This is a genomic window from Thalassotalea psychrophila (assembly GCF_031583595.1).
In the GTDB taxonomy this organism is placed as follows: domain Bacteria; phylum Pseudomonadota; class Gammaproteobacteria; order Enterobacterales; family Alteromonadaceae; genus Thalassotalea_A; species Thalassotalea_A psychrophila.
This window is the reverse complement of record NZ_CP134145.1, coordinates 3,415,903-3,428,351: the sequence shown is the minus strand read 5'-3', so window position 1 is coordinate 3,428,351 and position 12,449 is coordinate 3,415,903. Positions and strand designations below refer to the sequence as shown.

The following is a 12,449-nucleotide window of genomic DNA, read 5'->3' as shown; positions in this document are numbered from 1 at the left end:
AGTACAAACGTTATGACCTTACTCTCAATCAAAACAGCTAATGCACAGCAGCAAATTGATGTGGTTAATATTGATTATAAAAACTATTTAACCGAAGCTGAAATTAATGAAATTGAGCACGAAACTACTATTTTAGAATACCGCGAAGCTGCAGGTATTGAAGGCTTGAAAATCGTACAAAAAAGTCGCGGTTGGATCTCTGATGAAAGTTTGTATGCGATTGCTGATTTACTGCAAATGAGTGCAGCCCAACTCGAAGGCGTTGCAACGTTTTATAACTTAATTTACCGCCAACCCGTGGGTAAATATGTCATTCATTTATGCAATAGCATAAGTTGTTATCTCACTGGTTATGAAACAATTAGCGACACCATAAAAAACGAACTGGGTATTGAATACGGGCAAACCACTGATGACGGAATATTCACCCTGATCACTAATGCCTGTTTGGGAGGTTGTGATAAAGGACCAACGTTAATGATAGGTGAGCAACATTATCAACAGTTAGATAAAGATAAAGTCATTGCCTTATTAAATAATTTACGGATGCAGGCCAAGGCTGATGGAATAACTAAAACGGACGAGCAAGGAGAAAACAATGAGTAACTTTATTGTTGACCCAAGCATGCCATTAACTGGCTTAATTAACCTTGAACAACCGTTAAATCTAGACGCATATCAACAAAACGGTGGTTATCAAGGTGCGCAAAAAGCTCTGAATATGAATTGTGCTGAATGCTTAGACGTGGTTAAAAATTCAGGTTTAAAAGGCCGTGGTGGCGCAGGTTTTCCAACAGGCATGAAGTGGAGCTTTGTGCCAATGTTTGATGAGGGTGATGAAAATGCCCCTGACAATAAATACCTCGTCTGTAATGCCGATGAAATGGAACCTGGCACCTTTAAAGACCGATTATTAATTGAAGGCAATCCGCATCAATTAGTAGAATCTATGATTATTGGTGCTCGTACTATTGGTGCTAACAAAGCCTATATATTTTTACGAGGTGAGTACTTCCTAGCAGCCAAACGCATACAAAATGCAATAGATGAAGCGTATAAAGCCGGTTGGTTAGGCAATAATATTCAAGGCAGTAACTTTCAACTCGACTTATATTTACATACTAGTGCAGGTCGTTATATATGCGGCGAAGAAACCGCATTAATTAATGCGCTTGAAGGCAAGCGTGCCAACCCAAGGGCAAAACCACCATTTCCTCAGGTAAGTGGCTTATTTGGCAAACCTACCATTGTCAACAACGTCGAAACGCTATGTAATTTACCGCACATTTTTAAAAATGGCGGCGATTGGTTTAAAGCATTTTCACCGAACAGCGATCCGGGCAGTAAAATTTATGGCGCCAGTGGCCGAGTTAAAAACCCAGGCCTTTGGGAAATGCCAATGGGAATGACTATTCGCCATGTGCTTTATGATAAAGCTGGTGGTATGCAAGACGGGTTGAAATTTAGAGGCTTATTACCTGGCGGTGCATCCACCGATTTCCTGGTTGAAGAGCATCTCGATACACCAATGGATTATGACAACATTGCTAAAGTGGGCAGCCGACTTGGTACCGCGGGGCTTATTGTTTTAGATGATCATAATTGCCCGGTAGGCATGGTGTTAAATTTACTGCAATTTTTTGCACAAGAGTCTTGTGGTTACTGCACGCCGTGTCGTGATGGTACGCCTTGGGTTGTTGAAATTTTGACACGTATTGAAAATGGTCAGGGCGCATTAGCCGATATTGATAGCTTAGAAAAACTTTGTGATTTTATGTGGATTGGTAAAACTCATTGTGCGTTAGCACCGGGTGCAGTTGAACCACTTAGAAGTGCATTAAAGTATTTTCATGATGATTTCTTAGAGCACATCGACAAAGGTTGTTGCCCAATCAAGCATGGCAACAAACTCGCAACAACCACTAACACAATGAGCAACGCGGTAGATATAGCGGCCGTTGCTAATACTACGAAACCCATTAATACTTCTACCAACAATAATAGTGAGACAGCTCATGAGTGATAATAGCGTAACTATTTATGTTGATGGGGTTTCTTATCAAGTTGATGCTGGTGATAATTTATTGGCTGGCGTGCTTTCAAGTAAATTAGATTTACCCTATTTTTGTTGGCACCCATCAATGGGATCGGTTGGTGCATGTCGCCAATGTGCGGTTACCGTATATAACGATGAAACCGAGCAACAAGGTCGTTTAGCCATGGCTTGTATGACGCCTATTACTGATGGGATGCGTATAGGCTTAGGTGATAGTTACTCTAGTCATTTTCGTGAACAAGTCATTTCAGCAATGATGACTAATCATCCCCATGATTGCCCTGTTTGCGCAGAAGGCGGAGAGTGTCATTTACAAGATATGACCGTGATGACCGGTCATAATCAACGTGAGTACGTTGGTGATAAACGTACATTCACCAATCAAAATTTAGGGCCGCATATTGGCCATGAAATGAATCGGTGTATTACTTGTTACCGTTGTGTGCGTTTTTATAAAGATTACGCTGGCGGTAAAGATTTTGGTGTGTATGGGTCAAGAAATAAAGTGTACTTTGGCCGCCAACAAGATGGTGTTTTAGAATCAGAATTTTCTGGCAATTTAGTTGAAGTATGTCCAACAGGAGTCTTTACCGACAAGCCATTTTCGGCGCACTATGCTCGTAAATGGGATCTACAATCGGCACCATCAATATGTAAAGGCTGCGCTGTCGGTTGTAATATCAGTGTTGGTGAACGTTATGGTTGTGTACGACGAGTAGTAAATCGATACAACGATGATGTTAATGGCTACTTTTTATGTGATAAAGGCCGTTTTGGCTTTGGTTATGTGAATAGCGATGACAGAATTACGACAGCAAAAGGCATCAAGCAAGAATTTCCTAGCAAGCTTTCCACCAAAGATGTGCAATTATCTTTGGCAAAATATAAAGGTCAACGGTTTGTTGCAATTGGATCAGAGCGAGCATCGCTTGAAACCAATGCCGCATTAAAGCATCTATTTGGTGAAGACAACTTTTGTTCTGGTCTAACTGACAAGCAAACGCAATTATTAAATATAAACAAGCAAATGCTCAATCATGTCAACATGCTGAGCGTGAAGCAAATCGAGCAAGCCGACTGTGTATTAATACTTGGTGAAGACTTAACCCAAACATCGCCAAGAATTGCTTTGGCCCTGCGTCAAACTGTACGTAATGCTGGCCTTGAAATTGCCGATAAATTACGAATTCCAAGGTGGCAAGATGAAGCGGTTAGAACCGCAGCCGGAAAAACCTTATCGCCACTGTTTATTTGTGATGTGACGGCAAGCAAGCTTGATGATGTAGCAACGGCAGTTAATTATTCTAACCCCGATGACATTGCTACAATTACGCAAGCGATAAATGCCAAACTTTGCCACCATAAACCGCTGTTTACTTCTTTGACTGCAAAACAGAACGAGTTTGTCGAACAAGCTGTAGCAGCATTATCAAGTGCTAAACGGCCGTTAATTATCAGTGGTCATACACTAGAAAATGTAGAGCTTGCTCAGCAATGTTTAAACTTAGCAACAGGATTTGCGGCATCTGCGGTTAATGACACGGCTTTAGTGAAAACTGGAGTGCCTAACTTGAGCTTTGTGATAATGCCAAGTAAAGCAAACAGTATTGGCTTAGCCAGCTTACTTAACGATGCAAGTTTAACCCTAGAGCAGTTGTGCCAACAAGCAAGCGACAACAGTATTGATGGCTTAGTTATTTGTGAAAATGAACTGTCTAATTTAACTACGACACAGAGGCAAACATTACTGACATCGGTTACAACGATTATAGCGCTCGATCACAACGAAAGCGTCGTAACTGAACATGCAGATGTTATTTTACCCACGGCTACATTTAGTGAATCACAAGGTTTATTAGTTAATTATCAAGGCAGGGCACAATGTTTTTATCCTGCATTTGCTCCTAAACTGCCAATATTACCAGCTTGGCGAGTGGTTACTATGTTAGATGCAATTATCGGTGACGGTCAGTTAGTTAATACCTCTGAAAACGAGCAGGTAAAAACCATTAATGACTTTTGGCAAACCTTACAGCGATTTGAAGCTAATTTCCCAGATACGTCGGTGTTTATTGCCGAACAGTTTTTATTAAAAACTGCAAGGCAAACACATCGAGCGTCAGGACGAACGGCGATGACTGCGAACCAAAACGTACATGAAAGAAAAACGACTATTGATAATAACTCACCTTATAAATTTTCAATGGAAGGTAGTCACCCACAAAGCAATCAGTCTGCTAGTTCTAACACTAGCGCCGCTAATGCAATGCCTTATACATGGGCGCCAGGGTGGAATTCAAACCAATCAATTAGTAAATATCAGCAGCAAGTAGGTTCAGGCTTACTTAATAGTTCACCCGTAGTACAGATATATGATCCTAGTGAGAGTAGAGAATCAACTCCGGATACCAATGTTGCTAGTGAAAATATAAAGGATCAAAGCGTAAGCAAAAATAATCCAATCAACTTTATTCCTGCTGCGCATATTTTTGGCAATGACTATTTAGGTCTTAAAGGTATCGAGTTCGAATTATTATCGCCTATTCCTTATGTCGAAATAAATGCCGCCTTGGCTTCACAGTTAGGTTTAGGTGAATGCTCGCATGTGAATTTGCAACTATCCGATTCAAATCAAATTTGTCAGCTTAAAATCATTAACGAAGTCGCCGAAAATTGCGCTCTGGTTTATTTATTTGGCAATGACAGTAAGCATATTGAGTTGAATAATTCTAAGTTAACCGCTGCCAATACTGAACAGGTTGCTGAATTTCAGCAAAGCTTAGCCAATAAAGTCAGCTCTGCAGAAGCCAATAAACAGCAGTTACTTGTCCGGCTGAAACAAAACGATCAATTTATTCCTATTCGATTAATGGCGGGAGGTTTAGATGATCTTTAAGCTGATTGAACTGAGTATCATTCTCGCGCTGCTTATTCCTATTGCAGCCATGTTGGTGTGGGTAGAACGTAGAATGATTGGTATTTGGCAAGACCGATTAGGGCCAAACCGAGTAGGACCATTTGGTATTTTACAATCCCTTGCTGACTTATTAAAAATACTAGGCAAGGATGAGTTCACCCCTAAGTTTGCCGATAAAGCTATATTTATCGCTGCACCGGTAATTGCTGCAACTACAGTGTTATTGAGTTTTGTCGTAGTACCTTTCTCTGACACCATAGGTATATCTGATCTCAACATTGGTGTTTTATTCTTTTTAGCGATGACATCCTTGGCTGTCTATGGCGTTGTATTAGCCGGTTGGGCATCAAAAAATAAATATGCATTACTCGGTAGTATGCGCGCGGCTGCACAAACCATAAGTTACGAAGTATTTATGGGCTTATCTGTTATGGGCGTAGTGCTTATTACCGGCAGTTTTAATTTACGTGACATAGTGGTTGCTCAACAAGATGGCTGGTTTATTCAGTCTCAGCTGATCGGTTTTATCGTGTTTTTAGTGGCAGGTATTGCTGAAAGCCATCGCTTACCGTTTGATTTGCCCGAAGCCGAAACCGAGCTTACGGCAGGGTTTCACACTGAATATTCAGGTCTAAAATTTGCTTTGTTTTTCTTAGGTGAGTATTTAGGTGTCACCTTAATTTCTGCGATGTCAGTTACGTTATTTTTTGGTGGTTATTTGCCGCCAGGGTTTCTCCCAAGCGAATGGGCAAATATGATCCCATCGCTTGTTTGGTTTATTGGTAAAGTGTTTGTTCTCATTATGTTTTTTATCTTGTTACGAACATCACTGCCAAGACCCAGGTTTGATCAACTACTTGAATTTGGCTGGAAGGTGATGCTACCGCTGGCGTTATTTAATTTACTACTTACAGCCGTCTTAAAGCTTACTGGCATTATTGGAGGCGTACATGCTTAAAATGTTTTATAGCCAGTTTCGTACTATGTGGTTAGTACTCAAACATACGTTTACCAAAGCTGACACCGTGCAATATCCAGAGCAAAAACCTTATTTAGCACCGCGGTATCGTGGTCGTATTGTGCTTACTCGTGATCCCGACGGTGAAGAACGTTGTGTCGCTTGTAACTTGTGTGCCGTTGCTTGCCCTGTTGATTGTATTGCCCTGCAGCAAACCATTGATCCTAATGGGCGTAAGCGCGCTGAGTTTTTCCGAATTAATTTTTCACGCTGTATCTTATGCGGCTTTTGTGAAGAAGCGTGTCCTACTTATGCCATTCAATTAACCCCTGATATAGAGCTTGCCGAATATGACCGGCAAAACCTGGTTTATGAAAAAGAGAACCTATTGATCAGTGGCCCTGGAAAATACCCAGATTATAACTTTTACAAGCAGTCTGGTGTTGCTACAGGAGTGAAAGGAAAGGGCGAAGGTGAACATGAAAAAGCGCCGGTTAATGTTAGAGATTTGATGCCCTAACAACTAGGGACGAATACGTTACTTCGTAACTACGAATACGCGATGCTTCGAATACGCTTCGCTCCGATAGTTGCTTCGTAATTCGTAGTGAAAAGTATTCGGAGGCGCAGAGCGCCGTATTCGTAATTCGTAGTTAAAAGGAATAATAATGATAAGCCAATTGCCATTTTACATTGCCGCAGCCATTGCCATTATCGCCTCTATTCGGGTGGTTACTGGCTCAAATGCGATCCATGCATTGTTGTATTTAGTGGTGTCACTGTTAGCAGTGGCGGTATGTTTCTATTTTATGGGGGCACCGTTTGCCGCAGGTTTAGAGGTTATCGTTTATGCCGGAGCCATATTAGTCTTGTTTGTATTCGCCGTTATGATGTTTGATTTACAAGGCGATAAAGACCCTATTCATTATTCAAAACATTGGTTTAGCCGGTGGATCGGACCAGTTATATTATCATCAGTATTACTCATTGAAGTTGTCTATGTAATTATTAACAGTGCCAACAGCGCTCAATATACCTCATCAATCATGTCGGCTAAACAAGTCGGTATTTTATTATATGGTCCTTATTTATTAGCGGTAGAAATAGCATCCTTTTTGTTATTAGCCGGTTTAATTGCTGGTTATCATTTTGCCAAAGGTGAAAACGACTTTGGTCAAGGTAAAGACAATATGGGGGGCAACTTATGAGTCATATCCCATTAATGCATGCGTTTATTCTAGCTGGTATTCTATTTCTTATCGGCTTTATTGGCGTTATTGCCAGACGTAACACCTTATTTATGTTGATGAGTTTAGAAGTGATGCTCAACTCTGTTGGCATTGCCTTTATTGCTGCCGGCAGTAGCTGGCAAGAAGCTGATGGCCAAATCATGTTTATTTTAATTTTAACCTTAGCTGCTGCAGAGGTTGCTGTTGGCTTGGCACTACTCATACGTTTACATCAACAGCGGTTATCGCTGGATATTGACGAACTTAGTGAAATGAAGGGCTAATGATGGATCACATTCAAATACTCTCATATTTACCATTTTATCCGTTATTGAGCTTTGTGTTATTAGTGCTTTTGGGTAAACGATTATCTTGGTTGATGGCGACTATTCTGTCCGTTGGCGCTATGGCATTAAGCGCACTCAGCAGTGCGTATTTATTGCAAGTGGCCATGCTTACTCCTGACACCGTTTTACATGCGCATTTATGGCAGTGGTTCAAATTAGGTGAAGAGCCGATTAACTTTGCTTTGCGTCTTGATAGTTTGTCTATGGTGATGATTTCTGTGGTCAGCGGAGTTGGTTTTTTAATTCATGCCTACGCTGCTGCCTATATGAGAGGAGATGAAAATTTTTCACGTTTTATGGCGTACATGAATTTATTCATCGTCGCGATGTTGTTGTTGGTTTTAGCTGATAACTTGGTATTACTCTATCTTGGCTGGGAAGGTGTAGGGTTATGCAGCTTTTTGTTAATCGGATTTTGGTATCAAAATCCAGAAAATGCGATGGCGGCGAAAAAAGCATTTATTGTCACCCGTGTTGGCGATACTTTTCTAGCAATAGGCCTATTTTTATTATTTCGTGAAACCGGCAGTTTAACTATCTCTGATGTAACCGCTTTAGCGCATAGTAATTATCTGGTTGAAAATGATATGGCATTCTGGATTTGTTTACTGCTCGTTGGCGGCGCGGTTGGTAAATCTGCTCAGTTACCTCTGCAAACCTGGTTGCCCGACGCCATGGCCGGCCCAACACCGGTTAGTGCGTTGATTCATGCCGCAACAATGGTAACCGCAGGTGTATATTTAATCGCCCGAATGCAAGGTTTGTTTATATTAACGCCAGAAGTGATGACTATTGTCGCTTGGATCGGTGCATTAACATTATTACTTGCCGGCTTTGCTGCGCTTGGCCAGTCTGATATTAAACGAGTGTTGGCATATTCTACGATGAGCCAAATAGGCTATATGATGCTGGCTTTAGGTGCTGGTGCGTTTAGTGCTGGCGTTATGCATTTAATGACCCATGCATTTTTTAAAGCGTTACTGTTTTTAACTGCGGGTTCAATTATTTTGGCTCTGCATCATCAACAAAATATGTTCAAAATGGGCGGGTTACTTAAAAAACTTCCATTGATAAGTGCTTTATTTATTATCGGTATTGCTGCCCTAATCGCTTTTCCCGGAACGTCTGGCTTTGTGTCTAAAGAAGCAATACTGGCGGAGCTGTATTCATCTGCTACAGCAGGGCCCGTATTTTGGTGGATAGGCGTGTTAGGCGCACTTATCACCAGTATCTACAGTTTTAGAATGTTATTTATAACCTTCTTTGGCGAATATCGTGGTGATGAAACTGTACATAAGGTGACAGATAAACTGCAACTAATACCATTGATGATTCTGGCTGTACTAGCGCTTGTCGGCGGTTTAATTACTTTAGATTTAAGCGCATTATTTCCAACTTTAACATCCACCAATAGTGATCCTTCCTGGTTACATACGGTAGCTATAGCGACACCATTTGTTGGCATTGTTATCGCTTATGTAGTGTATTTCCCTAAAACTGGGAAAGATGTTGTAGATCCCCGCGAAAACACAACGCCAGGTATTAGCTCCGGAGCCGATATATATTCCTTCTTACAGCGGGGCTTAGGCTTTGACACTTTATATAATACATTTCTGGTTAAACCTTTTGTATTTATCAGCAAGTTAAATAAAAACGACATTATTGACCAACTAGTCCACGGCATTCGCTGGAATGTACAAACTTGGCATGAAGTATTAAAAGCCAGCCAAAATGGTCAACTGCGTTGGTATGGGGCAATGCTAGGTGTTGGCGTAGCACTACTGTTAGCAATTGTATTATTTACCTCTGATGTTTCTAGCATCGGTGGAGGTGCGTTATGATTTTAACTCAAATTTTAATTGCGTTATTAACGGGCGGTGTTATTGCTTGGGCAGCAGAAAACCATCGTGCTAATACTGGGCGTTGGATCAGCTTGCTAGCAATTTTGTTCAGCTTTGGCTTACTTGCTGAATTTTCCATGGATAATCCTCAGCTATTTCATCAATACCTAAGGTTGGCTAATGTTGAATGGATTTCAGCATTTAATATTTATTATGCTACCGGCATCGACAGTTTAAGTTTTATTTTAATCGCACTAACGTTAGTGCTGGGTGTTATCTGTGTGTTAGTTTCTTGGCAAGAAATTACCGACAAAGTTGGCTTTTATTACTTCAATTTAATGGCATCTATTGCTGGCATAGTAGGCGTATTCATTGCCACTGACTTATTCTTATTCTTCTTTTTTTGGGAAGTGATGCTACTGCCAATGACCGCATTAATTGCCATTTGGGGGCACGAAAATAGGATTTACGCTGCAACAAAATTCTTTATTTTTACCCAGGTAAGCAGCCTATTAATGCTTATTGGCATTATCGCGTTAGCGTTTATTCATCAACAACAAACTGGCAGTTTGAGTTTTGATTACTTTACCTTAAAGCAAATGGCAATAAATCCGGAGGTAGAGTTTTACATTATGCTTGGCTTCTTTATTGCTTTTGCCGTTAAACTGCCGTCATTTCCCGTTCATACTTGGCTACCTGATGCACATACTCAAGCCCCTACAGCCGGTAGTGTATTACTTGCGGGGGTATTATTAAAAACTGGCGCCTATGGCCTTATTCGCTTTGTTTTAGATATGTTTCCACAAGCCAGTAGTGACTTTGCTAATGTTGCCGTTGTGCTTGGGGTGATCAGTATTTTATACGGAGCAAAGCTTGCCTTTGCCCAAACCGACTTTAAACGTTTAGTTGCTTACAGCTCTATCTCACATATGGGCTTTGTTATGTTAGCGTTATTCTCCTTTCAACAAATTTCTTATCATGGCGCGATACTCACCATTGTCGCTCATGGTTTGAGTAGTGCCGCACTATTCTCAATGGCTGGTATGTTATATCAACGCTTACATAGCCGAGATTTATCAGCAATGGGCGGAATGTTTAGTAGTGCGCCTAGAATGGGCGGTATGCTACTAGCATTTGTTGCCGCAGCATTTGGTTTACCTGGACTACTTAATTTTGTCGGCGAATTTATGGTATTAACTGGAAGTTTTAAAACCTATCCATTACATGTGATATTTGCCTCCCTTGGTCTTATTGGCTCGGCAATTTATGGCATGTATTTATTTCAGCAGAGTTTTCAAGGCGAAGCTAAGCACAGTATTACTGACTTAGGTAAAAGAGAGTTATTAATCTGTGGTTCATTACTGGGCTTACTCATTTGCTTAGGCCTATTTCCAGAACTTATTTTTGCCCATTTTCCCGAGCAATATATAGCGACAGTTAATGAAACCGCCGTCATTGGAGTTAACCTAACTGAAGCTAGTGCCAGTGAATTGGTAAGTAGTCATATAGCAAGTACTAACGCTGTAGGGAGTAAATAATGAGTAGTTTAGAATTATTAGCCATTTTACCGCAGCTGGTATTGTCATTGGCCATCGTCTTACAACTGTTATTAATTGCTATTAGGCGTTCAACGTTAATGATCCAAGCATTTACTGCTATCAGTATTGTTTTGGCAGCTAGTGCTCATTTTCTGGTTTTACCGGCCATTAATACTCAATCTACAGTACTGTTTTATCTAGACGGTTTTTCTCTGGCAATAAGCGCGTTAGTGCTCTTTTGTGCGTTTATTGTGTGTTTAGTGAGTGGCCGTTATTTAAAAGTAAGCCAAGAAGTTCATGATGAATATTATGTATTGTTATTACTGGTGACCCTTGGCGCAAGCTTATTAGCAATAAGCAATCACTTTGCGAGCGTATTTTTAGGGTTAGAGTTATTGAGCATTGCGTTGATTGGGATGGTGGGGTACTTACGTAATCGCCGGCAAACCTTAGAGGCAAGTTTTAAATATCTTATTTTAAGCGCAACGGCGTCGAGTATTTTGCTATTTGGTATGGCGATGATCTATGCCTACAGTGGTAATTTAAATTTTCATCATATTAGCAATAGCTTTTTAGCGGTGAATAACCCACAAATGCAATTATTGTTTAATGTCGGTTCGGTGTTATTCATTGTAGGATTAGCGTTTAAACTATCATTAGCACCATTTCATATGTGGACACCCGATGTTTATCAGGGGGCTCCTGCACCAGTAAGTATGCTGCTAGCAACGGTTTCAAAAACGGCAATTTTTGCCGTGCTGATCAAGTTTTGGTTTTTCTCGGTTCAATATGTATCACCAAACGGTGAGCATCAGCTGCTTAACGTGATCAGCTTTGTTGCTATTGCATCTATGTTAGTTGGTAATATTTTAGCGTTACAACAAACCAATATTAAACGTTTATTAGCTTATTCATCCATTGCCCATATGGGGTATTTGCTGATAATTCTAAACGTAATGTCACATGAATCACTACAGATGGCGTGGGAATCTGGTTTATTTTATTTACTGGCATATTGTTTGGCAACGTTACTGATATTCACCTTCATATGCCAAACATCTAAAGCTAACAATGAGCAAGATAATGATAACTGGCAGCATTGGAATGGGCTGTTCTGGCGCTCTCCGGCACAAGCTGCGGCAATGATATTTGCACTGTTATCACTTGCAGGTATTCCATTAACTGCAGGGTTTATTGGTAAGTTTTATATCATAAGTACTGCCGTAAATAATGATGCTTGGTGGTTACTAGCAAGTTTAGTTGTGGGTAGTGGTATAGGCTTATATTATTATTTACGCATTATCTTTACGTTATTTGCCAAAGCAGACAACCAGCACCTGATCAAACTCAACCGATTGTCACATGCGGTTATTGTTTGCTTAAGCATAACAATACTGATATTTGGTATCTTACCTGATGTGATCTCAGAAGAAGTTCGCTTTTTCGCCCTGTCAAAATTTGGTTGAAACTAGGGTCAGAGTCAGGTTATTTGAGAATAACCTGACTCTGACCCTCGTTTTTATTTTTCACCACTATTTAGTATTTATCGCTAATTAAATATTG

Annotated in this window: 10 protein-coding genes; all 10 read left to right on the top strand. The window is 40.5% G+C overall.

What is annotated here, in order from left to right:
- Positions 1–12: 12 nt before the first annotated feature.
- The 10 genes from nuoE to RGQ13_RS14005 all read left to right on the top strand — a co-directional run bounded on the left by nuoE (position 13) and on the right by RGQ13_RS14005 (position 12,352).
- On the top strand, positions 13–606 hold the full coding sequence (nuoE, locus tag RGQ13_RS14050; protein ID WP_348390374.1) for an NADH-quinone oxidoreductase subunit NuoE: 594 nt from the start codon (positions 13–15) through the stop codon (positions 604–606).
- Complete coding sequence (gene nuoF / locus RGQ13_RS14045; protein ID WP_348390373.1) at positions 599–2,023, top strand: NADH-quinone oxidoreductase subunit NuoF; 1,425 nt, start codon at positions 599–601, stop codon at positions 2,021–2,023. Before nuoE ends, nuoF begins: the two co-directional genes overlap by 8 nt.
- Complete coding sequence (gene nuoG, locus RGQ13_RS14040; protein WP_348390372.1) at positions 2,016–4,952, top strand: NADH-quinone oxidoreductase subunit NuoG; 2,937 nt, start codon at positions 2,016–2,018, stop codon at positions 4,950–4,952. Before nuoF ends, nuoG begins: the two co-directional genes overlap by 8 nt.
- Positions 4,942–5,931, top strand: a complete 990-nt coding sequence (nuoH, locus tag RGQ13_RS14035) for an NADH-quinone oxidoreductase subunit NuoH (protein WP_348390371.1) — start codon at positions 4,942–4,944, stop codon at positions 5,929–5,931. Before nuoG ends, nuoH begins: the two co-directional genes overlap by 11 nt.
- Positions 5,924–6,451 (top strand): NADH-quinone oxidoreductase subunit NuoI, encoded by a 528-nt coding sequence (gene nuoI, locus RGQ13_RS14030; protein WP_348390370.1) that lies wholly within the window; start codon positions 5,924–5,926, stop codon positions 6,449–6,451. The genes nuoH and nuoI overlap by 8 nt, the downstream gene beginning before the upstream one ends.
- A 148-nt stretch (positions 6,452–6,599) precedes the next feature.
- Positions 6,600–7,139, top strand: coding sequence for an NADH-quinone oxidoreductase subunit J (nuoJ, locus tag RGQ13_RS14025; protein ID WP_348390369.1), 540 nt, complete (start codon positions 6,600–6,602; stop codon positions 7,137–7,139).
- Complete coding sequence (gene nuoK / locus RGQ13_RS14020; protein ID WP_348390368.1) at positions 7,136–7,444, top strand: NADH-quinone oxidoreductase subunit NuoK; 309 nt, start codon at positions 7,136–7,138, stop codon at positions 7,442–7,444. Before nuoJ ends, nuoK begins: the two co-directional genes overlap by 4 nt.
- Positions 7,444–9,348 carry an NADH-quinone oxidoreductase subunit L gene (gene nuoL / locus RGQ13_RS14015; protein ID WP_348390367.1) on the top strand — a complete coding sequence of 635 codons (1,905 nt, stop codon included), beginning with the start codon at positions 7,444–7,446 and terminating at the stop codon, positions 9,346–9,348. The genes nuoK and nuoL overlap by 1 nt, the downstream gene beginning before the upstream one ends.
- Entirely contained in the window at positions 9,345–10,886 is a 1,542-nt protein-coding gene (locus RGQ13_RS14010; RefSeq protein WP_348390366.1) for a complex I subunit 4 family protein, read from the top strand. The genes nuoL and RGQ13_RS14010 overlap by 4 nt, the downstream gene beginning before the upstream one ends.
- A complete protein-coding gene (locus tag RGQ13_RS14005) occupies positions 10,886–12,352 on the top strand; it encodes an NADH-quinone oxidoreductase subunit N (RefSeq protein ID WP_348390365.1) in 1,467 nt (488 codons plus the stop codon). The genes RGQ13_RS14010 and RGQ13_RS14005 overlap by 1 nt, the downstream gene beginning before the upstream one ends.
- Positions 12,353–12,449: the final 97 nt, after the last annotated feature.

Coding starts and splice junctions, on each gene's coding strand:
- RGQ13_RS14010 (WP_348390366.1), top strand. CDS start 9,345: ATGATTTTAACTCAAATTTTAATTGCGTTATTAACGGGCGGTGTTATT.
- nuoF (WP_348390373.1), top strand. CDS start 599: ATGAGTAACTTTATTGTTGACCCAAGCATGCCATTAACTGGCTTAATT.
- nuoI (WP_348390370.1), top strand. CDS start 5,924: ATGCTTAAAATGTTTTATAGCCAGTTTCGTACTATGTGGTTAGTACTC.
- nuoH (WP_348390371.1), top strand. CDS start 4,942: ATGATCTTTAAGCTGATTGAACTGAGTATCATTCTCGCGCTGCTTATT.
- RGQ13_RS14005 (WP_348390365.1), top strand. CDS start 10,886: ATGAGTAGTTTAGAATTATTAGCCATTTTACCGCAGCTGGTATTGTCA.
- nuoG (WP_348390372.1), top strand. CDS start 2,016: ATGAGTGATAATAGCGTAACTATTTATGTTGATGGGGTTTCTTATCAA.
- nuoL (WP_348390367.1), top strand. CDS start 7,444: ATGATGGATCACATTCAAATACTCTCATATTTACCATTTTATCCGTTA.
- nuoE (WP_348390374.1), top strand. CDS start 13: ATGACCTTACTCTCAATCAAAACAGCTAATGCACAGCAGCAAATTGAT.
- nuoJ (WP_348390369.1), top strand. CDS start 6,600: ATGATAAGCCAATTGCCATTTTACATTGCCGCAGCCATTGCCATTATC.
- nuoK (WP_348390368.1), top strand. CDS start 7,136: ATGAGTCATATCCCATTAATGCATGCGTTTATTCTAGCTGGTATTCTA.